At 63.3% G+C, this 19,285-nt stretch carries 21 protein-coding genes and 1 other RNA gene; 6 read left to right on the plus strand and 16 right to left on the minus strand.

Going from position 1 to position 19,285, the window contains the following annotated elements; translation table 11 throughout:
- Nucleotide 1 precedes the first annotated feature (1 nt).
- The 9 genes from mraY to rsmI all read right to left on the minus strand — a co-directional run bounded on the left by mraY (nucleotide 2) and on the right by rsmI (nucleotide 8,955).
- The gene (mraY, locus tag IRZ56_RS07375) at nucleotides 2–1,084 is read right to left on the minus strand and encodes a phospho-N-acetylmuramoyl-pentapeptide-transferase (RefSeq protein ID WP_196144350.1); all 1,083 of its coding nucleotides are present in this window, start codon (nucleotides 1,082–1,084) and stop codon (nucleotides 2–4) included.
- Complete coding sequence (locus tag IRZ56_RS07380; RefSeq protein WP_196144351.1) at nucleotides 1,084–2,451, minus strand: UDP-N-acetylmuramoyl-tripeptide--D-alanyl-D-alanine ligase; 1,368 nt, start codon at nucleotides 2,449–2,451, stop codon at nucleotides 1,084–1,086. The genes mraY and IRZ56_RS07380 overlap by 1 nt, the downstream gene beginning before the upstream one ends.
- Nucleotides 2,444–3,931, minus strand: coding sequence for a UDP-N-acetylmuramoyl-L-alanyl-D-glutamate--2,6-diaminopimelate ligase (locus IRZ56_RS07385; RefSeq protein WP_196144352.1), 1,488 nt, complete (start codon nucleotides 3,929–3,931; stop codon nucleotides 2,444–2,446). The genes IRZ56_RS07380 and IRZ56_RS07385 overlap by 8 nt, the downstream gene beginning before the upstream one ends.
- Nucleotides 3,931–5,685, minus strand: a complete 1,755-nt coding sequence (locus tag IRZ56_RS07390; RefSeq protein ID WP_196144473.1) for a peptidoglycan D,D-transpeptidase FtsI family protein — start codon at nucleotides 5,683–5,685, stop codon at nucleotides 3,931–3,933. The genes IRZ56_RS07385 and IRZ56_RS07390 overlap by 1 nt, the downstream gene beginning before the upstream one ends.
- Nucleotides 5,685–5,978, minus strand: a complete 294-nt coding sequence (gene ftsL / locus IRZ56_RS07395; protein WP_196144353.1) for a cell division protein FtsL — start codon at nucleotides 5,976–5,978, stop codon at nucleotides 5,685–5,687. The genes IRZ56_RS07390 and ftsL overlap by 1 nt, the downstream gene beginning before the upstream one ends.
- Nucleotides 5,975–6,922, minus strand: a complete 948-nt coding sequence (rsmH, locus tag IRZ56_RS07400; protein ID WP_419183254.1) for a 16S rRNA (cytosine(1402)-N(4))-methyltransferase RsmH — start codon at nucleotides 6,920–6,922, stop codon at nucleotides 5,975–5,977. Before rsmH ends, ftsL begins: the two co-directional genes overlap by 4 nt.
- The gene (gene mraZ, locus IRZ56_RS07405; RefSeq protein ID WP_196144354.1) at nucleotides 6,919–7,374 is read right to left on the minus strand and encodes a division/cell wall cluster transcriptional repressor MraZ; all 456 of its coding nucleotides are present in this window, start codon (nucleotides 7,372–7,374) and stop codon (nucleotides 6,919–6,921) included. The genes rsmH and mraZ overlap by 4 nt, the downstream gene beginning before the upstream one ends.
- Nucleotides 7,375–7,685: 311 nt before the next feature.
- An RNA gene (gene rnpB, locus IRZ56_RS07410) (RNase P RNA component class A) lies at nucleotides 7,686–8,045 on the minus strand.
- 67 nt (nucleotides 8,046–8,112) lie between these two features.
- Nucleotides 8,113–8,955, minus strand: coding sequence for a 16S rRNA (cytidine(1402)-2'-O)-methyltransferase (gene rsmI / locus IRZ56_RS07415; protein WP_196144355.1), 843 nt, complete (start codon nucleotides 8,953–8,955; stop codon nucleotides 8,113–8,115).
- Between the two features lie 220 nt (nucleotides 8,956–9,175).
- Between rsmI and IRZ56_RS07420 the strand changes: the two genes are divergently transcribed.
- From IRZ56_RS07420 to IRZ56_RS07440, 5 genes are all read left to right on the plus strand, one after another.
- Complete coding sequence (locus tag IRZ56_RS07420; protein WP_196144356.1) at nucleotides 9,176–10,993, plus strand: penicillin-binding protein activator; 1,818 nt, start codon at nucleotides 9,176–9,178, stop codon at nucleotides 10,991–10,993.
- Entirely contained in the window at nucleotides 10,993–11,364 is a 372-nt protein-coding gene (locus tag IRZ56_RS07425; protein WP_196144357.1) for a YraN family protein, read from the plus strand. The genes IRZ56_RS07420 and IRZ56_RS07425 overlap by 1 nt, the downstream gene beginning before the upstream one ends.
- Nucleotides 11,365–11,452: 88 nt before the next feature.
- Complete coding sequence (locus IRZ56_RS07430; protein ID WP_043207486.1) at nucleotides 11,453–12,046, plus strand: phosphoheptose isomerase; 594 nt, start codon at nucleotides 11,453–11,455, stop codon at nucleotides 12,044–12,046.
- On the plus strand, nucleotides 12,043–12,621 hold the full coding sequence (locus IRZ56_RS07435) for a BON domain-containing protein (RefSeq protein WP_196144358.1): 579 nt from the start codon (nucleotides 12,043–12,045) through the stop codon (nucleotides 12,619–12,621). The genes IRZ56_RS07430 and IRZ56_RS07435 overlap by 4 nt, the downstream gene beginning before the upstream one ends.
- Before the next feature lie 123 nt (nucleotides 12,622–12,744).
- A complete protein-coding gene (locus tag IRZ56_RS07440) occupies nucleotides 12,745–12,963 on the plus strand; it encodes a YgdI/YgdR family lipoprotein (RefSeq protein WP_084857259.1) in 219 nt (72 codons plus the stop codon).
- Between the two features lie 54 nt (nucleotides 12,964–13,017).
- Here the strand turns inward: IRZ56_RS07440 and IRZ56_RS07445 are convergent, their stop codons facing one another.
- From IRZ56_RS07445 to rplM, 7 genes are all read right to left on the minus strand, one after another.
- Nucleotides 13,018–13,449, minus strand: coding sequence for a ClpXP protease specificity-enhancing factor (locus IRZ56_RS07445; RefSeq protein ID WP_196144359.1), 432 nt, complete (start codon nucleotides 13,447–13,449; stop codon nucleotides 13,018–13,020).
- Between the two features lie 10 nt (nucleotides 13,450–13,459).
- Nucleotides 13,460–14,083 carry a glutathione S-transferase N-terminal domain-containing protein gene (locus IRZ56_RS07450; RefSeq protein ID WP_196144360.1) on the minus strand — a complete coding sequence of 208 codons (624 nt, stop codon included), beginning with the start codon at nucleotides 14,081–14,083 and terminating at the stop codon, nucleotides 13,460–13,462.
- A 123-nt stretch (nucleotides 14,084–14,206) separates the two neighbouring features.
- On the minus strand, nucleotides 14,207–14,989 hold the full coding sequence (locus IRZ56_RS07455; RefSeq protein ID WP_196144361.1) for a cytochrome c1: 783 nt from the start codon (nucleotides 14,987–14,989) through the stop codon (nucleotides 14,207–14,209).
- Nucleotides 14,989–16,200, minus strand: a complete 1,212-nt coding sequence (locus IRZ56_RS07460) for a cytochrome b (RefSeq protein ID WP_196144362.1) — start codon at nucleotides 16,198–16,200, stop codon at nucleotides 14,989–14,991. The genes IRZ56_RS07455 and IRZ56_RS07460 overlap by 1 nt, the downstream gene beginning before the upstream one ends.
- Nucleotides 16,200–16,793, minus strand: coding sequence for a ubiquinol-cytochrome c reductase iron-sulfur subunit (gene petA / locus IRZ56_RS07465; RefSeq protein ID WP_196144363.1), 594 nt, complete (start codon nucleotides 16,791–16,793; stop codon nucleotides 16,200–16,202). The genes IRZ56_RS07460 and petA overlap by 1 nt, the downstream gene beginning before the upstream one ends.
- Nucleotides 16,794–17,059: 266 nt before the next feature.
- Nucleotides 17,060–17,452, minus strand: a complete 393-nt coding sequence (rpsI, locus tag IRZ56_RS07470; RefSeq protein ID WP_054893989.1) for a 30S ribosomal protein S9 — start codon at nucleotides 17,450–17,452, stop codon at nucleotides 17,060–17,062.
- Between the two features lie 14 nt (nucleotides 17,453–17,466).
- Nucleotides 17,467–17,895 carry a 50S ribosomal protein L13 gene (rplM, locus tag IRZ56_RS07475; RefSeq protein WP_043207468.1) on the minus strand — a complete coding sequence of 143 codons (429 nt, stop codon included), beginning with the start codon at nucleotides 17,893–17,895 and terminating at the stop codon, nucleotides 17,467–17,469.
- Between the two features lie 257 nt (nucleotides 17,896–18,152).
- On the opposite strand from rplM, the gene IRZ56_RS07480 reads away from it, so the two are divergent.
- Nucleotides 18,153–19,193, plus strand: coding sequence for an NADP(H)-dependent aldo-keto reductase (locus IRZ56_RS07480; RefSeq protein WP_196144364.1), 1,041 nt, complete (start codon nucleotides 18,153–18,155; stop codon nucleotides 19,191–19,193).
- Nucleotides 19,194–19,285: the final 92 nt, after the last annotated feature.

Here is a 19,285-nt window from a genome sequence, read left to right on the forward strand (position 1 = left end):
TCTACCTCAGTTTCAGGGTGGCAAGGCCGATCAACACCAGAATCACGGTGATGATCCAGAATCGGACGATCACCCGCGGCTCGGGCCAACCCTTGAGTTCAAAATGGTGGTGAATCGGCGCCATGCGGAACACGCGCTTGCCGGTCAGCTTGAAGGAGGCCACCTGGATCACCACCGACAGGGTCTCCATGACGAACACGCCACCCATGATGAACAGCACGATCTCCTGGCGGACGATGACCGCGATGGTGCCCAGGGCCGCGCCCAGCGCCAGCGCGCCGACATCGCCCATGAACACCTGGGCCGGGTAGGTGTTGAACCACAGGAAGCCCAGCCCGGCGCCAATCAGCGCGCCGCAGAACACGATCAGCTCACCGGCGCCCGGCACGTAGGGGATCAGCAGGTATTCGGCGAACTTCACGTTGCCCGACAGGTAGCAGAAGATGCCCAGGGCACCGCCGACCATCACCGTCGGCATGATCGCCAGCCCATCGAGGCCGTCGGTCAGGTTGACCGCGTTGCTCGAACCGACGATGACGAAATAGGTCAGCACGACGAAGCCGATGCCCAGCGGAATAGTGACGTCCTTGAGCATCGGCACGATCAGGGTGGTCTCGACGCTGGTCGGCGCGGTCATGTAGAGGAACACCGCGGCACCCAGGCCGAATACCGACTGCCAGAAGTACTTCCAGCGGCTTGGCAGCCCGCGGGAGTTCTTCTCGATCACCTTGCGGTAGTCATCGACCCAGCCGATGGCACCGAACAGCATGGTCACGACCAGCACGACCCAGACGTAGCGGTTGCTCAGGTCAGCCCACAGCAGGGTACTGATGCCGATGGCCGAGAGGATCAACGCGCCACCCATGGTCGGGGTGCCGGACTTGGACAGGTGCGATTGCGGGCCGTCATTGCGCACGGCCTGACCGATCTGGCGAATCTGCAGGGTACGGATCATCCACGGCCCCAGCCACAGCGCCAGGGACAATGCGGTCAGCACGCCCAGGATCCCGCGCAGGGACAGGTACTGGAAGACCGCGAAGCCCTTGTGGAACTGTTGCAGATACTCGGCCAACAGCAGCAGCATTAATGTTTCTCCCCGCTGGCACCGCACAATGCCGCCACGACGTTTTCCATCGCAGCGCTGCGCGAGCCCTTGATCAAGATAGTGGTGTCGCTGGCAGTCTCGGCGCGAACGGCATCGATAAGCTCAGCTTGAGTAGCGAAATGACGGCCATTGGCGCCGTACGCCGCGACCGCATGGGCCATGTTGGTACCCACTGCGTACAGGGCGTCGACCTTGCCGCGCGCATAGTCGCCCACCTGACGGTGGCCTTCCTGCGCCCATTGCCCCAGTTCGCCGATATCTCCGAGCACCAGGACGGTGCGGCCGGAAAAGCCGGCGAGTATATCAATGGCGGCGCACATCGAGGTGGGATTTGCGTTGTAGCTGTCGTCGATGACCCGCACACCGTTGGGCGCGATCTGCGCCACGGTACGGCCCTTGACCGGTTGCACGGCGCCAAGGCCTGCGGCGATGCCGTTCAGGCTCAGACCGACGGCATGGGCAGCGGCGGCGGCGGCCAAGGCGTTGCTGACGTTATGGGTGCCCAGCAGGTTCAACTGCACCGGGACGCTACCGTCCGGGCCATGCAGGGTGAACGACGGGCAACCCCGGGCGTCGCGGCCAATGTCGCTGGCGTGGAAGTCGGCCTGCGGGTTGTCCAGGGCGAAGCTGAGGACGCGGTGCTCGCCCGCACGCTTGCGCCAGACGTCGAAGGCCTTGTCGGCCAGGTTGAGGATGGCGGTACCGCCCTCGCCCAGGCCTTCGAGGATCTCGCCCTTGGCCTCGACGATTTTTTCGGGGCCGCCGAACTCGCCCACATGGGCGGTGCCGGCATTGTTGATGATGACCACCTGGGGCTGGGTCAGGCCGACGGTGTAGCGGATCTCGCCGATGCGCGAGGCACCGAGCTCGATCACTGCGGCGCTGTGTTCAGGCGCGATCTCCAGCAAGGTCAGCGGTGCACCGAGGTCGTTGTTCAGGTTGCCACGGGTCGCCAGCACCGGGCCACGGGTGCGCAGGATGCAGGCCAGCATCTCCTTGACCGTGGTCTTGCCGCTGGAGCCGGTGATGGCCACTACCGGCTTGTCGAAGGCGGCGCGGTTCAGGGCGCCGAGCTGGCCCAGGGCAACGCGGCAGTCGGCGACCAGCAGCTGCGGCAGGTCGACATCGGCGACTTCGCGCTCGACCAGAGCGGCGACGGCGCCCTTGGCCTTCACGTCGGCCAGGTAGTCGTGGCCATCGAAACGCGGCCCGGCCAGGGCAATGAACAGCTGGCCAGCCGCTACGGTGCGGCTGTCGATGCTCACGCCGCTGAAGCTGGCATCGGCACCCACCACGCGTGCCTGCAGCGGCGCGGTCAGCTGGCTGAGTGTCATGGGCTTAAGCATGGGGCGCCTCCCAGGCGGCAAGTGCCTTGTCGGCTTCGACGAGGTCGGAGAAATCGTGGCGCTGACCATTGATCTCCTGGTAATCCTCATGCCCCTTGCCGGCCAGCACGATCACATCGTCGGCAGCCGCAGAGGCGATCAGATGGGCGATGGCCTCGCCACGGCCGGCGACGAACTCGACGTCGGCGGGCTTGGCAAAGCCAGGGCGAATGTCAGCGAAGATCCGCTGGGGATCTTCGGTGCGCGGGTTGTCGTCGGTGACCAGGACGCGATCGGCCAGGCGCTCGGCCACTTCGGCCATCAGCGGGCGCTTGCCGCGATCGCGATCGCCACCACAGCCGAACAGGCACAGCAGGCGGCCATGGGCATGGGGACGCAGGGCTTGCAGCACTTTCTCCAGGGCATCCGGGGTGTGGGCGTAGTCGACCACCACCAGCGGTTTGTCGCCACCACCCAGGCGCTGCATACGGCCGACCGGGCCTTGCAGTTGCGGGGTGACCTTGAGGATTTCGTCCAGCGGGTAGTCCAGCGCCAACAGCGTGGCGACCGCGGCGAGCATGTTGCTCAAGTTGAAGCGACCCAGCAGCTGGCTGCGCAGGGTATGTTCACCCTGGGCAGTGACGAGGATGGCGCGCACGCCATCGTCATCGAAGCGGGCTTCACGGCAGAACAGCGAGGCGTCCGGGTTGTCCAGGCTGTAACTGAGCAGCCGGGTCTCGACATGCTCGGGGCTCGGACGCCGGGCAAAATCTTCGGCCAAGCGACGCCCGAACGCATCGTCCAGGTTGACCACCTGGCAACGCAGGTTCGGCCAGGCGAACAGCTTGGCCTTGGCGGCCTCGTAGGCCTCCATGCTGCCGTGGTAGTCCAGGTGATCGCGAGACAGGTTGGTCATCACCGCGATGTCGAAGGCCAGGGCAGCGACCCGGCCCTGCTCCAGCGCATGGGAGGAAACCTCCATGGCCACGGCCTTGGCGCCGCCTTTCTTGAGGTCGTTCAGGGTCGCCTGCACGGCGATCGGGTCCGGGGTGGTCAGGCGACCGCTGCGCAGCTCGCCGTAGAAACCGGTACCCAGCGTGCCGATCAATCCGCAACGCTGGCCCAGTGCATCGAGGGCCTGGGCCACCAATTGAGTGACGCTGGTCTTGCCGTTGGTGCCGGTGACACCGACCAGGTCGAGCTGGCGGCTGGGCTCACCATAGAAGCGCCCGGCGATCTCCGACAACTGACCGATCAGGCCGCGCACCGGGATCAAGGGCGCCTCGGTCATCGGCAGGACGCTGGCGCCCTGCTCTTCATAGGCCACGGCGGCAGCGCCGCGGGCCAGGGCATCGGCAATGTGCGCACGACCGTCGACCTTGGCACCGGGCACGGCCAGGAACAGGTCGCCCGGCCGGACCTGGCGGCTGTCGAGGGTCAGCTCGCGAATCAACGGATCGCGGCTGGCATGGGCGAAAAGCTTGCTCAATGGCATTGTCATCAACCACGCCCTCCATTGGCGGGTACTGCGCTGGCCTGCTGGACCTGGGGCTGGGTCGCCGAAGGGACCGGTGGTGGCGGCAGGTTGTCCGGCGGTACGTTCATCAGGCGCAGGGTGCCCGACATCACCTTGCTGAATACCGGGGCCGATACCAGGCCACCGAAATAGCCGCCCTTGCTCGGCTCGTCGATGACCACGACGATGGCGTAGCGCGGGTCGCTCATCGGGCCGAAGCCTGCGAACAGCGAACGGTAGGCGTTCTGGGTGTAGCCCTTGGCACCGACGGTAGCCTTGCGCGCGGTACCGGACTTGCCACCCACGTGGTAGAACGGCACCTGGGCACGGAACACACCCCGCGGCGCTTCGACCACCTGCTGCAACATGGCCTGCACGGTCTCGGCGGTATCCTTCGGAATCGCCTGCACGGCGTCGGGCGCCTTGTCGACCTTGAGGATCGACAGCGGCACCATCTTGCCGTCGTTGGCGATCGCCGCGTAGGCATGCACCAGCTGCAGGGCGGTCACCGATACGCCATAGCCGTACGACAGCGTGGCGGTCTCGGCCTTGCGCCATTCGCGGTGGTTGGGCAGGTTGCCGACACGCTCGCCGGGGAAGCCGAGGCCGGTGTACTGGCCAAGGCCCACCTGGGACATCACCCGGTAGATCGCCTCGCCGCCGATATCGAAGGCGATCTTGCTCATGCCCACGTTACTGGAGTTGATCAGGATGCCGGTCAGGTCGAGGATCGGGCCCTCGCTGCGGGACACGTCCTTGATGGTGTAGCGTCCGATCTGCAGGCTGCCGGGGTAGACCTCGACCTTGTCGGTGGGCTTCCAGCGGCCGCTCTGCAGGGCTGCGCTCATGGAGATCGGCTTGACCGTGGAGCCTGGCTCGAACACGTCGATGATCGCCCGGTTGCGCATGGCCGCCGGGAACATGCTACGGCGGTTGTTCGGGTTGTAGGTCGGCTGGTTGACCATGGCCAGGACCTCGCCGGTCTTGACGTCCATGATCACCAGGCTGCCGGCCTTGGCCTCCTGCTCGGCAATAGCGTTGCGCAGTTCGCGGGTGGCCAGGTACTGCAGACGCAGGTCGATCGACAACGCCAAGGTCTTCCCGGCCTTGGCGTTCTTGGTCACCTGAATGTCCTTGATCAGCCGGCCGCGCCGGTCCTTGATCACTTGTCGTTTGCCCGGCACCCCGGCGAGCCATTCGTCATAGGCCAGCTCCACCCCTTCGCGGCCGTGGTCGTCCAGGTCGGTGAAGCCGACCATGTGCGCGGTGACATCGCCGGCCGGGTAGAAGCGCCGGAACTCCTCCATGCCGTAGACACCCGGCACCTTGAGGTCGAGCACCTGCTGCCCCTGCTCCGGGGTCAGGCCCCGCACCAGGTAGATGAACTCCTTGTTGGCCTGCTGGGTCAGGCGGTCAGCCAGCTGCTGCGGGTTCTGCCCGAGCGCTGCGGCCAGTTGTGGCCAGCGCTCGCGGTAGGCCTGCATTTCCTTGGGGTTGGCCCACAAGGTGGTGACCGGCGTACTGACGGCCAGCGGTTCGCCGTTGCGGTCGGTGATCAGGCCACGGTGCGCGGGAATGGGAATATGGCGCAGGCTACGAGCATCGCCCTGGCCTTTGAGGAAGTCGCGGTCGACCACCTGCAGGTCGATGATGCGCCAGGCGATCGCGCCGACCATCAACGCCAGCAATGCGATCACCACCCGGAAGCGCCAGGGGTAGAGTGCGCCTTCAAGCTTCATCATGGCGCCACCATCCGCACTTCGTCGGCGGCCGGCACGCGCATCTTCAATTGCTCGGTGGCCAGGTTCTCGATACGGCTGTGGGCCGTCCAGGTGCTTTGCTCGAGGATCAAGCGGCCCCATTCGGCCTGGGCCTTGTCACGCTCGTTCAGTTCACCGTACAGGGTGTTGAGCAGTTGGCGGTTCCAGTGGGCGCTGTAGGACACGGCGATGGCCGAAACCAGCACGCCGACGAACAGCAGAAGCATCAGGAAGCTTCCGCCTGGCAAGGGCTTGGCGAACAGCCGACTCACCGCAGTTTCTCCGCCACCCGCATGACGGCGCTGCGCGCCCGCGGGTTGGCCTTGAGTTCAGCTTCGGAGGCGAACTGCGCCTTGCCGACCAGGCGGATCTTCGGCTCGAACACCTTGTGCTGTACTGGCAGGTTGCGCGGCAGGTTGTCCGCCTCGCCCTTGGCCAGTTTGCGCATGAACAGCTTGACGATGCGGTCTTCGAGTGAGTGGAAGCTGATCACCGCCAGGCGGCCACCGACCTCCAGCGCCTCGATGGCAGCCTCCAGGCCCGCCTCCAGGTCGCCCAGTTCGTTATTGACGTGAATGCGCAGGCCCTGGAAGGCCCGGGTCGCCGGGTTCTTGCCCTTTTCCCAGGCCGGGTTGGCGACCTTGAGGACTTCAGCGAGGTCAGCCGTGCGGGTGAACGGCTGCTGCTCACGGCGCTGCACCACGGCGCGCGCCATGCGCTTGGCGAAACGCTCTTCGCCGTATTCTTTGAAGACGCGGGCGATTTCTTCTTCGGGCGCAGTGGCGATGAACTCGGCGGCGCTGATGCCCTGGCCGGGGTTCATGCGCATGTCCAGCGGGCCGTCGTTCAGGAAGCTGAAACCGCGCTCCGGGTCGTCCAGCTGCGGCGACGACACGCCCAGGTCGAGGAGCACGCCACTGACCTTGCCGTGCAGGCCACGCTGGGCGACTTCATCGCCCAGCTCGGCAAAGCTGCGCTGCACAATGACAAAGCGGCCGTCTTCGGCCGCCAGCGCTTGCCCCGTGGCAATCGCTTGTGGATCTTTGTCGAAGCCCAGCAGCCGCCCTTGCGGCCCGAGCTTGCTGAGAATCAGGCGGCTATGCCCGCCACGGCCGAAGGTGCCGTCCAGATAGCAACCGTCGGCACGCAGGGCCAATGCCTCGACAGCCTCGTCGAGCAGCACGGTGATGTGGTTGAAGCCGCTATCTATCGTCACAGGATCAGGTCACGCAAATCGTCGGGCATGGCGCCCGGTTGTTGAATAGCTGCAAGGTCAGCTGCCGAAACCGCGTTCCAGGCATCCTCATCCCACAGCTGGAATTTGTTCAGCTGCCCCACCAGCATCGCCTTCTTGTCGAGCTTGGCGTAATCGCGCAGGCGGGGCGGTACCAGGAAACGGCCACTGCCATCGAGCTCCAGGTCCACCGCATTGCCGATCAGCAAACGCTGCAGGCGGCGGTTTTCCTCACGCAACGACGGCAAGGCACGCAACTTGGCTTCTATCTGTTCCCACTCATCGAGGGGATAAACACACAAGCAGGGGTCCACCGCGTCGATGGTCACGATCAACTGACCATTGCAACGCGAATCGAGCTCGTCACGGTACCGACTCGGCATGGCGAGTCGGCCCTTTGCATCGAGGCTGACGGCGTTAGCTCCGCGGAACACGGCTGCGATTCCCCACAATGTTAGCTTTTTTGTGTCAGAAAACCCACTTCATCCCACTTTCTGCCACTTGCGCACACTATAGGAATCCGTCCGGCACACCGTCAAGGCACGTTCAGAAGGAAATTCCTTACAGGACGGAGATTTAGCGCAACAAAGGAAGGAGGAAGCATTACCGGAAGGAAAAACTGGCGGGAAAAATCAAGTTCACTCAAGTGGATAGAGTGAGAACTTAAAGTAATTTATTAAGAGTAAGATTTTTTTGGTATTACCGGGACGTATCTGCTGTCGATTCAAGCAGGAGAAGGAAGGAGGTGGAGAGTCGATCTGTAAGCCGGGTTCTGTCGAGGACAGTCATTCCTCTACGACGGCCATCACTGGACGCCTTTAGCAACCTACCCGGTTCCGACGCGGGCCACGCCGTATGGAACCCTATTTGGTCTTGCTCCGAGTGGGGTTTACCTAGCCACGAACTGTTACCAGTCGCGCGGTGCGCTCTTACCGCACCTTTTCACCCTTACCGGCACCGAAGTGCTTAGGCGGTTGTTTTCTGTGGCACTTTCCGTAGGCTCGCGCCCCCCAGGCGTTACCTGGCACTCTGCCCTATGGAGCCCGGACTTTCCTCCCCCCTCTTTTGCGGAACAAAAGAAGGCAGCGACTGTCCAATCGACTCTCCGCCGACAAGGTTAACGGCACAAGCGCCCAAGAACAAGTGACATCACAAAGTATGTCACTTTGCCACTAGTGAGTTTTCTGTTTTTCCAGTGCCACTTGATAGAGCAGGTTCTTGCGCACACCGGTGATTTCCGCCGCCAGCGCAGCCGCACGCTTGAGTGGCAGCTCCGCCAGCAGCAGGTCCAGCACGCGCTGCGCTTCGCTGCTGATCGCCTGCTCGTCTTCGGGGGCACTCCAGCCACCCACGAGAACCACGCACTCGCCGCGCTGCTGGTTGCTATCGCCTGCGACGAAAGCACGCAATTCACCCAACGGCAGCCCCTTGAGCGTCTCGAACGCCTTGGTCAGCTCTCGGCCCAGCACCGCCGGACGCTGCGCGCCGAATACCGCTTCCATGTCTTCCAGGCATTCGAGAATGCGGTGCGGCGCCTCGTAGAAGATCAAGGTACGAGGCTCCTCCTTGACTTGCTCCAGGCGCGCGCGACGACCTGCCGTCTTGGCGGGCAGGAAGCCTTCGAAGATGAAACGGTCCGACGGCAGGCCTGCCGCCGACAGCGCAGCGATCAGGGCGCAGGCGCCCGGCACCGGAACCACCTGTACCCCGGCAGCGCGCGCCTGGCGCACCAGATGGTAGCCAGGGTCGGAAATCAACGGGGTGCCCGCGTCGGATACCAGGGCGACGTCGTCGCCAGCCAGCAGGCGGGTGATGAAGCGCCCGCCCTCGTCGCGCTCGTTGTGTTCGTGGCAGGCGGCCAGTGGTGTATCGATGCCGAAGTGCTGGAGCAGACGCACCGAATGACGGGTGTCCTCGGCGGCGATCAGCGCCACATTGGCCAGCACCTTGAGGGCCCGGGCACTCATGTCGTCGAGGTTGCCGATCGGCGTGGCGACCACGTAAAGCGTGCCCATCGTGGATGTCGAAGCCCCTGCACCATCAGTCACTGCGCGTACCTGTCATGTGGATCAAAGGCGCCATTGTAGCCCGAGCGCCGGCAACAACGCGCAAAGAACTTCACCGGCAACCCGCGCAAGGCGACCTATATTGAAGGATCAACGTCAGCGACATCGCGCCCCGGCCGACGCTTGGGTACAATTGCCGGCCAACTTGATCGAGTAACAGGACTTTTACATGATCGCTTGCCTGCGGCTGTTCACAGCCCTCTGCTTGGCTGCCCTGCTGGCAGCCTGCGCCAGCTCGCCCTCATCCAGCCTGGGCGAACTGCCACGCACCCCGGATGCCAGCATCGAGCAGCTGCTCGACAAGGCCGCCACCAGCAAGTCCGCTGAAGATGCCGCCCTGCTGCGCCTGAGCGCCGCCGACCTGGCCTACAAGCAGAAGGACTATCCACGCGCCGCACGCATTCTCGAGCAGGTCCCGATGGACTCGCTCAAGCCTGCCCAGCAGGTATTCGCCAGCACCCTGGCCGCGGAGCTCGCCATGAGCCGCAACCAGCCCAAGGCCGCCCTGACCGCCCTCTCCCACCCGAGCCTGCAACGCCTGGGCGAACTGCCGCAAGAGCAGCAGGCTCGCACCTACAGCGTCCATGCCGCCGCCCTCGAGGCCGACGGCCAGGCACTGGCCGCCGCCCAGCAGCGCGTATTGCTCGCCCCGCTGCTCAGCGATCAGGCCGCCGCCGCCAACAACGACTCGATCTGGGCACTGGTCGCCTCGCTGCCGGCCGAGCAACTGCAGCAGCCCGCCGCCGACGAGACCCTGGCAGGCTGGACCAGCCTGGCCCTGGCGGTGAAGAGCGCCGGCACCCTGGAGCAGCAACAGGCCGCCATCGACACCTGGCGCAACCAGCACCCGGAGCACCCCGCCGCCAAACAACTGCCCCTGGCCCTGGTCAAGCTCAAGGAGCTGGCCAGCCAGCCGCTGACCAAGGTCGCCCTGCTGCTGCCTCAGGAAGGCCCGCTGGCCGGCGTCGCCCGCGCCCTGCGCGACGGCTTCATGGCCGCTCACTTCCAGGCCCAGCAATCTGGCCAGCCGGCTCCGGCCGTGCAGGTGTTCGACAGCTCGCGCCTGACCTCGCTGGATGACTTCTACCGCCAGGCCCAGGCGGCCGGCGTACAACTGGTGGTCGGTCCTTTGGAAAAACCACTGGTGAAGAAGCTCGCAGCCAACCCGCAACTGCCGATCACCACCCTGGCGCTGAACTACGCCGACGCCGGCCAGAAAGCCCCCCCTCAGCTGTTCCAGTTCGGCCTGGCCGCCGAGGACGAAGCCCGCGAAGTCTCGCGCCGCGCCCGCGCCGACGGCCTGGTCCGCGCCGTGGCCCTGGTACCGAGCGGTGAATGGGGCGATCGCGTACTCGCCGCCTTCCGCCAGGACTGGGAAGGCCATGGCGGCACCCTGCTGGCCGCCGAGCGCATCGCCCAGCCGGTTGCCCTGGCCCAGCAGATCGCCGAGCTGTTCCAACTGCGCCAGAGCGAAGGCCGCGCCAAGAGCCTGCAGAGCACCGTTGGCGGCAATATCGCCGCGCAACCGTCACGCCGCCAGGACATCGACTTCATCTTCCTCGCCTCCACGCCGCAGCAGGCCCAGCAGATCAAGCCGACCCTGAACTTCCAGTACGCAGGCGACGTGCCGGTCTACGCCACCTCCAACCTCTACAGCGCCAGTGGTGACGTGAACCAGTACAACGACATGAACGGCATCCGCTTCTGCGAGACCCCTTGGCTGCTCGACAGCACCAACAGCCTGCGCCAGCAGGTGGTCCAGCAATGGCCCCAGGCCGCTGGCAGCCTCGGTCGCCTTTACGCCATGGGCGTGGACGCCTACAGCCTGGCCCCTCGCCTGGGCCAGCTGAAGGCCCTGCCGGACAACCGCATCGAAGGCCTTTCCGGCAGCTTGACCATGAGCCCCAGCCAGCGCGTCGAGCGCCAGCTGCCGTGGGCCGAGTTCGCGGGTGGCCAGGTCAAGCGCTTGCCGGACACCCCTCGCTGATGCCCGACGCATCGCCTTCCAACGCAGGCCTTGCCGCGGAAAACCATGCCCTCGAATACCTCCGAGGGCATGGCCTGCGACTACTGGCGCGCAATTGGCGATGCAAGGGTGGTGAGCTCGATCTGGTCATGCTCGACGCCGATACAGTAGTATTCGTCGAAGTCCGCTACCGGTTGCATGCGGCCTTCGGCGGCGCCGTCGGCAGCATCGACGGACGCAAGCAGAAGCGACTGGTACTCGCTGCCAACCTGTTCCTGCAGAAAGAGCCGCGCTGGGCCAACCAACCCTGCCGCTTCGACGTTATCGCCCTGCAGGGCAGCCACCATGCGGGCCAGCCGCTGCAATGGCTGAAAAACGCCTTCGAATGCTGAACCCATTCCGATTTTTTAGCTCTATGTTTCGCGGGCTGGTTCCTGTCGCGCGTCGCGTCGGCCACCGCCCCTCTTAAGGTCACACCAGATGGACATGCAATCCCGAATTCGCCGGCTGTTCCAGGCCAGCATCGACACCAAGCAACAGGCGATGGACATCCTGGCACCCCACATCGAGCAGGCCAGCCTGGTCATGGTCAATGCGCTGCTCAACGAGGGCAAGATGCTTGCCTGTGGCAACGGCGGCTCGGCCGGCGACGCACAGCACTTCTCCTCGGAGCTGCTCAACCGCTTCGAGCGCGAGCGCCCCAGCCTGCCGGCCATTGCCCTGACGACCGACAGCTCGACGCTGACCTCGATCGCCAACGACTACAGCTACAACGAAGTCTTCTCCAAGCAGATCCGCGCCCTGGGCCAACCGGGCGACGTGCTGCTGGCGATCTCTACCAGTGGCAATTCCGCCAACGTGATACAAGCGATTCAGGCCGCGCACGACCGTGAAATGATCGTCGTGGCACTGACCGGGCGTGACGGCGGCGGCATGGCCTCGCTGTTGCTGCCTGAAGATGTGGAGATCCGCGTGCCGTCGAACGTCACCGCGCGAATCCAGGAAGTCCACCTGCTGGCGATCCATTGCCTGTGCGACCTGATCGACAGCCAACTGTTCGGGAGTGAAGAATGATCCCCAAGCGCCTTGGCCTGATGGCCCTGACCCTGTGCCTGAGCCTCTCCGGCTGCAGCTCGGTATTGACCTCGGCCCGCAATTCACCCATCGAGGATGATCGCGGCACCCGCACCATCGGCAGCAAGATCGACGACTCGCTGATCGAAACCAAGGTCTCGGTGAACATCGCCAAGGCCAACGCCGACCTCGACAAAGGCTCGCACATCGTCGTCAGCAGCTACAACGGCATCGTCCTGCTGGCCGGTCAGACCCCGCGCGCCGACCTCAAGAGCCTCGCCGAGCAGACCGCAAGCCAGGTGCAACGGGTCAAGAAGGTGCATAACGAACTGCAGGTCATGCAGCCCTCCTCGATCCTGGCGCGCAACAACGACGCCTGGCTGACCACCAAGATCAAGGCGCAAATGCTCGGTGATGCCAACGTGCCAAGCACGCGCATCAAGGTGATCACCGAGAACGGTATTGTCTACCTGCTGGGCCTGGTGACCCAACAGGAAGCCAACGCCGCCACCAGCGTGGTGCAAGGCGTGTCGGGCGTGCAGAAGATCGTCAAGCTGTTCGAGTACATCGATTGACACCCAATTGCATCGCCGGCAAGCCGGCTCCCACCCGCCGTGCGCGGCCTTGCCTGTGGGAGCCAGCTTGCCGGCGATGAGGTCATAGCAACACCAGCGTTCAACCCAAACCAGGAAGTACCCATGAAGAAGTCCCTGCTGTCCGTCCTCGCAATCGGCGCCTTCGCCGCCCTGGCCGGCTGCTCCACCCCAAGCCAGATCACCCTCAACGACGGCCGTGAATTCCAGACCACCGATGCTCCGGAATACGACGCCGATTCGGGCTTCTACGAGTTCGAGCAACTGGACGGCAAGCGCACCCGCGTCAACAAGGACCAGGTACGCAGCATCAAGGACCTGTAATCACAGGCCCCGCACCAATAAAAAAGGCGATCCATCCGGATCGCCTTTTTTCGTTTACTTGACCACCTTGAGGCTGGGCCGGCCACTCGGGCGCGGCGGTTGACCACCACCTTCTGGCGGCCCATCGTCGTCCGGCTCGACGCCTTCGTCGTCCAGCTCGTCGTTGTCCATCAACGGCGGCTCCAACTCGAAGACCATGCCTTGACCATTCTCCCGGGCATAAATGCCCAGGATCGCGCCCACCGGCACGAACAGCGAATGGGACACGCCACTGAAACGACCTTCGAAGCTCACCGCATCGTTGTCCATGTGCAGGCCGCGCACGGCATTGGGGGAAATATTCAGGACGATCTGGCCGTCACTGGCGAATCCCTGGGGCACCTGGACAGCCGGATACTCGGCATTGACCAGCATATGGGGGGTGCAATCGTTGTCGACGATCCACTCGTACAGTGCTCGAACCAGATAGGGGCGACTGGAGTTCATCAACGGCTCCTTAAAGCTTGCGCATTTCACGTTCTGCAGCGGACAGGCTCGCCTGGAAAGGCTCGCGGGCAAACTGCCGCTCCATGTAATCCAACAGCGGCTTGGCCTGCCGCGGCAATTCGATACCCATGACCGGCAACCGCCACAATATGGGTAATAGACAACAATCGACCAGGCTTTGCTCCTCGCTCATGAAGCAGGAGAACTCGCCGAACAACGGCGATACGCCCGTCAGGCTTTCACGCAGGGCCTTGCGCGCCTCGGCACGCGCCGCATCCGTGCTGCGTGAATCGAGAATGGTGTCCGCCAAGACGCACCAGTCGCGCTGGATGCGGTGCATCAGCAAGCGGCTGTTGCCCCGAGCCACCGGGTAGACCGGCATCAAGGGCGGGTGCGGGTAACGCTCCTCGAGGTACTCCATCACCACGCTGGACTCGTAGAGAGCCAGGTCACGATCGACCAGCGTCGGCACACTGCCGTAAGGGTTCACTTCGACCAGCTTGGGCGGCAGACGACCGGGGTCGACGTCGACAATCTGTACACTGACGCCCTTCTCGGCGAGAACAAGGCGTACCCGGTGAGAATAGTGATCAGCGGGGTCGGAATAGCAGGCTAACCTGTTGGTTGCGCCCATGTAACGCCTCCTCGCATGGGGATGCTTTGTGAAACTCCAAATGCAAACGCGCCCTGGAGGGCCCCGACGCATTCGCGAAGGGGCGCCCCAGGGCGCGTTCAACTACCAGAAACTACTGCGTGATCAGTGCACGTCCTTCCAGTATTCGCGCTTGAGCAAGTAGGCGAACACGAAGAAGAAAGCCAGGTACAGCAACACGTAGGTACCGATGCGCTGGCTTTCCAGTTTGACCGGGTTGGCCGAATAGGCCAGGAAGGTCACCAGGTTCTTGACCTTCTCGTCGAACTGCTCGGCCGTCAGGGTACCGGAATTCGGCTCGATGGTCAGCTGGTCGCAGGCTTCATGGGTCAATGGGCTGCCGGTCAGCGGGTCGAATTGCTTCTTGCCGTCGACCACGGTCTGCACTTGCTTGCAGCCGATCACCTGGTTGCCTTGCAGGCCAACCAGCACGTTAGGCATGCCGACGTTCGGGAACACCTTGTTGTTCACCCCATAAGGACGCGACTTGTCCTCATAGAAGCTGCGCAGGTAGGTGTACAGCCAGTCGGTGCCGCGCACACGGGCGACCAGGGTAAGGTCAGGCGGCGCCGCACCGAACCAGGTCTTGGCATCGTCGGGCTGCATGCCGATCTTCATGTGGTCGCCGATCTTGGCACCGGTGAACACCAGCTTCTCGAGCATCAGCTCGTGCGGGATGTCCAGGTCGTCCGCAACCCGCTCGTAACGCTGGAACTTGGCGCTATGGCACCCCATGCAATAGTTGGCGAAGGTACGTGCACCGTCCTGCATGGCGGCCTTGTCGGTAAGGTCGATATCGACCTTGTCCAGCACCGGGCCGTGCTCGCTTGCGGCAAAGGACAAGGCGGGCATCACTGCCAGGAACAATACTGCTATTAGCTTTTTCATCAGCCAGTCACCCTTTCCGGAACCGGTTTGGTCTTCTCGAGCCTGGTGTAGAACGGCATCAGGAGGAAGTAGGCGAAATACAGCACGGTGCAGACCTGCGACAGCAAGGTCCGACCCGGCGTCGGCGCCAATACGCCCAGCACACCCAGGATCACGAAGGCCACGCAGAACACGAGCAGGAAGATCTTGCTCAGCCAGCCCTTGTAGCGCATGGAGCGCACGGGGCTGCGGTCCAGCCAGGGCAACACGAACAGCACGGCAATGGCAGCGCCCATGGCGATGACGCCGAACAGCTTGTCAGGGACCGCGCGCAGGATCGCGTAGAACGGCGTGAAGTACCACACCGGCGCGATGTGCTCGGGGGTCTTGAACGCGTTCGCCTGCTCGAAGTTCGGCTTTTCCAGGAAGTAGCCGCCCATTTCAGGGAAGAAGAACACCACGGCGCAGAACACGAACAGGAACACCACGACCCCGACGATATCCTTCACGGTGTAGTAAGGGTGGAAAGGAATGCCATCGAGCGGCACGCCGTTCTCGTCCTTTTTCTTCTTGATGTCGACGCCATCGGGGTTGTTCGAGCCCACCTCGTGCAGCGCCAGGATATGCAGCACCACCAGGCCCAGGATGACGATAGGCAAGGCGATCACGTGCAGGGCGAAGAAGCGGTTCAGGGTGATGCCCGAGATCAGGTAGTCACCGCGGATCCATTGGGTCAGGTCGTCGCCGATCACCGGAATGGCACCGAACAGCGAGATGATCACCTGTGCGCCCCAGTAGGACATCTGCCCCCAGGGCAGCAGGTAGCCCATGAACGCCTCGGCCATCAGCGCCAGGTAGATCAGCATGCCGAACAACCAGACCAGCTCGCGCGGCTTCTGGTACGAGCCATAGAGCAGCCCGCGGAACATGTGCAGGTACACCACGATGAAGAACGCCGAAGCACCGGTGGAGTGCAGGTAGCGCAGGATCCAGCCGTACTCCACGTCGCGCATGATGTATTCGACCGAGGCGAACGCCTCTTCGGCCGACGGCGTGAAACTCATGGTCAGCCAGACGCCAGTGACGATCTGGTTGACCAGCACCAACAAGGCCAGGGAGCCGAAGAAGTAGAAGAAGTTGAAGTTCTTGGGCGCGTAATACTTGCTCAGGTGGTCTTCCCACATCTTGGTAGCGGGGAAGCGAGCATCAATCCAGTCCATGAACTTGCTCATCACGCGTTCTCCTGATCGACGCCGATGACGATGATGTCATCCGACTCGTACGAGTGCGGAGGCACTGGCAGGTTGAGAGGAGCCGGTTGCGACTTGTAGACGCGCCCGGCCAGGTCGTAGTGCGAACCGTGGCAAGGGCAGAAGTAGCCCCCCACCCATTTCGGCCCCAGGTCGGCGGGTGCGACTTCAGGACGGAACGTGGGCGAGCAGCCCAGGTGGGTACACAGACCGACCAGCACGAGGATCTCGGGCTTGATGGCGCGGTTCTGTGGGTCGACATAGGTCGGCTGCACCGACGACTTGGATTCGGGGTCGGACAAATCCCCGGTGATTTTCTTCAGATTGCCGAGGATCTCCTCGGTTCGTCGCACAATGAATACAGGTTGCCCCCGCCACTCAGCCACCATCTGCTGACCCGGCTCGACCTTGGCGATATTGACCTTCACCGGTGCACCTGCGGCTTTCGCCTTGGCGCTGGGGAACCATGACCCCACGAACGGTACCGCAGCCCCCACTGCCCCCGCTGCGCCCACCACGGATGTGGCGGCTACGAGGAAGCGGCGCCGGCCTGCGTTGACGCCGTCATTGCTCATTCAGTCCTCTCCCATCAGCTGCTTTGGCCTGTTGGATCAGGCATCTACTTAGTAATGTCTGTGCACTAAAAATTGGCCGCAATGGTAAGGAACAAGTCCACACACTGACAAGGTGATTACCCCCCGGTTGGGCTGCAACCCTCGCTTTGCTTGATCTGTGTCTATGCGGCAAGTTGTCACTGACATGCTGACAGGTTAGTTCAAGCCAAAAAAAAAGCCCGGTTCCAAATATGGAACCGGGCTTTTTTTCGACTGCCGAAGCGGTATTAACGCTTGGAGTACTGAGGACGCTTACGCGCTTTACGCAGACCCACTTTCTTACGCTCGACTTCACGAGCGTCGCGGGTGACGTAGCCAGCACGACGCAGAGCGCCACGCAGGGTTTCGTCGTATTCCATCAGCGCGCGGGTGATACCGTGACGGATCGCACCGGCCTGACCGCTGACACCACCACCGGCAACGGTGACGTAGATGTCGAACTTCTCGACGGTCTCGGTCAGCTCCAGCGGCTGGCGAACAACCATGCGAGCGGTTTCGCGGCCGAAGAAGGTGTCCAGAGGACGGTTGTTGATGGAGATGTTACCAGTACCCGGACGCAGGAAAACGCGAGCGGTTGCGGTCTTGCGACGGCCAGTGCCGTAATTTTGAGTCGCCGACATAATGAACTATCCCGTTAGATCTTCAGTTCTTGAGGCTGCTGAGCAGTGTGAGGGTGAGCAGCACCCGCGTACACTTTCAGCTTGCGGTACATGTCGCGACCCAGCGGGTTCTTCGGCAGCATGCCTTTGACCGCAGTTTCGATAACACGCTCAGGGGCTTTGTCGATCAGCTTCTCGAAGCTGATTTCCTTGATGCCGCCTGGGAAACCGGAGTGGGAGTAGTACATCTTGTCCGAAGTCTTGGCACCAGTGACACGTACCTGCTCGGCGTTGATGACGACGATGTAGTCGCCGGTGTCAACGTGAGGGGTGTATTCTGGCTTGTGCTTGCCACGCAGACGACGAGCGATTTCGGTAGCCAGACGACCCAGGGTCTGACCAGCGGCGTCAACTACGTACCAGTCGCGCTTTACTGTTTCCGGTTTAGCAGTAAAAGTTTTCATTCTCTAAAGCCTCAGAGGCCGCCCAGCGAAAAATAGACGGCGAATCTTACTGGATAGTGCACAGCTTGCCAAGGGCAAGCGCGCAGCCGCACACGGACGCTATTGGGGGCTCGGGTCGGCGCGTCCAATGTTCGACAAGGGTTCCTCCTGCATGGTGGTGCATCACTTCCGCCACACGGAGAGGGGCCGAATTATCCAGATTGCGCAAAAAATTTCAACCTGATTTGATGGCTTCATTTGCAAGGAGACGATGCCTGATGGAATACCGCCAGCTCGGCCGTACCGACCTCAACGTCAGCGCCCTGTGCCTGGGCACCATGACCTGGGGTGAGCAGAACGACGAGGCCGAAGCCTTCGCCCAGATCGCCCTGGCCAAGGCCAGTGGGGTCAACTTCATCGACACCGCCGAGATGTACCCGGTGCCCCCGCGCCCGGAAACCTACGCCGCCACCGAGCGCATCATCGGCAACTGGTTCCGCCGCCATGGCGATCGCGACGACTGGATCCTGGCCAGCAAGGTGGCCGGCCCCGGCAATGGCATCAGCCACATTCGCGACGGCCAGCTCAAGCACAATCGCCAGCACATCGTCGCCGCCCTGGACGAAAGCCTGCGCCGCCTGCACACCGATCGCATCGACCTGTACCAGCTGCACTGGCCCGAGCGCAGCACCAATTTCTTCGGCAAGCTGGGCTACCAGCACTTGCCGCACGACCACTTCACGCCGCTGGAAGAAACCCTGGAGGTGCTCGACGAGCAGGTGCGCGCAGGCAAGATCCGCCATGTCGGCCTGTCCAATGAAACGCCCTGGGGCACGATGAAGTTCCTGCACCTGGCCGAGACCCGCGGGTGGCCGCGGGCGGTGTCGATCCAGAACCCCTACAACCTGCTCAACCGCAGCTTCGAAGTGGGCCTTGCGGAAGTGGCGATCCGTGAACAGTGCGGGCTGCTGGCCTACTCGCCCCTGGCGTTCGGCATGCTCTCGGGCAAGTACGAGGACGGTGCCCGGCCAGAGCATGCGCGCCTGACGCTGTTCAGCCGCTTCGCCCGCTATTCCAACCCGCAGACCGTGGCGGCCTGCAGCCGCTACGTACAACTGGCCCGAGCCCATGGCCTGGATCCGGCGCAAATGGCCCTGGCGTTCGTGACCCGCCAGCCGTTCGTGACCAGCAATATCCTCGGCGCCACCAGTGTCGAGCAATTACAGAGCAACCTGGCCAGCGCCGAGCTGAACCTGAGCGATGAACTGCTGGCGGCGATCGAGGCGATTCACCAGGAGCAACCGAACCCGGCGCCTTGAGCCGAAAGGGGCCGCTTCGCGACCCAATCGCCGGTAAGCCAGCTCCCACAGGTACGACGCGACCCCAAGGCCTGTAGGAGCTGGCTTGCCGG

It is taken from the genome of Pseudomonas guariconensis (assembly GCF_015680235.1).
In the GTDB taxonomy this organism is placed as follows: Bacteria; Pseudomonadota; Gammaproteobacteria; order Pseudomonadales; family Pseudomonadaceae; genus Aquipseudomonas; species Aquipseudomonas guariconensis_A.

Bases quoted from the DNA above. Each gene is read 5' to 3' on its own strand.
- IRZ56_RS07435 (WP_196144358.1), top strand. From the start codon at position 12,043: ATGATCCCCAAGCGCCTTGGCCTGATGGCCCTGACCCTGTGCCTGAGC.
- rpsI (WP_054893989.1), bottom strand. From the start codon at position 17,452: ATGTCGGCGACTCAAAATTACGGCACTGGCCGTCGCAAGACCGCAACC.
- IRZ56_RS07385 (WP_196144352.1), bottom strand. From the start codon at position 3,931: ATGACAATGCCATTGAGCAAGCTTTTCGCCCATGCCAGCCGCGATCCG.
- IRZ56_RS07455 (WP_196144361.1), bottom strand. From the start codon at position 14,989: ATGAAAAAGCTAATAGCAGTATTGTTCCTGGCAGTGATGCCCGCCTTG.
- IRZ56_RS07430 (WP_043207486.1), top strand. From the start codon at position 11,453: ATGGACATGCAATCCCGAATTCGCCGGCTGTTCCAGGCCAGCATCGAC.
- petA (WP_196144363.1), bottom strand. From the start codon at position 16,793: ATGAGCAATGACGGCGTCAACGCAGGCCGGCGCCGCTTCCTCGTAGCC.
- IRZ56_RS07450 (WP_196144360.1), bottom strand. From the start codon at position 14,083: ATGGGCGCAACCAACAGGTTAGCCTGCTATTCCGACCCCGCTGATCAC.
- IRZ56_RS07380 (WP_196144351.1), bottom strand. From the start codon at position 2,451: ATGCTTAAGCCCATGACACTCAGCCAGCTGACCGCGCCGCTGCAGGCA.
- IRZ56_RS07460 (WP_196144362.1), bottom strand. From the start codon at position 16,200: ATGAGCAAGTTCATGGACTGGATTGATGCTCGCTTCCCCGCTACCAAG.
- IRZ56_RS07440 (WP_084857259.1), top strand. From the start codon at position 12,745: ATGAAGAAGTCCCTGCTGTCCGTCCTCGCAATCGGCGCCTTCGCCGCC.
- IRZ56_RS07425 (WP_196144357.1), top strand. From the start codon at position 10,993: ATGCCCGACGCATCGCCTTCCAACGCAGGCCTTGCCGCGGAAAACCAT.
- IRZ56_RS07445 (WP_196144359.1), bottom strand. From the start codon at position 13,449: ATGAACTCCAGTCGCCCCTATCTGGTTCGAGCACTGTACGAGTGGATC.
- rsmI (WP_196144355.1), bottom strand. From the start codon at position 8,955: ATGGGCACGCTTTACGTGGTCGCCACGCCGATCGGCAACCTCGACGAC.
- IRZ56_RS07390 (WP_196144473.1), bottom strand. From the start codon at position 5,685: ATGAAGCTTGAAGGCGCACTCTACCCCTGGCGCTTCCGGGTGGTGATC.
- IRZ56_RS07480 (WP_196144364.1), top strand. From the start codon at position 18,153: ATGGAATACCGCCAGCTCGGCCGTACCGACCTCAACGTCAGCGCCCTG.
- mraY (WP_196144350.1), bottom strand. From the start codon at position 1,084: ATGCTGCTGCTGTTGGCCGAGTATCTGCAACAGTTCCACAAGGGCTTC.
- IRZ56_RS07420 (WP_196144356.1), top strand. From the start codon at position 9,176: ATGATCGCTTGCCTGCGGCTGTTCACAGCCCTCTGCTTGGCTGCCCTG.
- rplM (WP_043207468.1), bottom strand. From the start codon at position 17,895: ATGAAAACTTTTACTGCTAAACCGGAAACAGTAAAGCGCGACTGGTAC.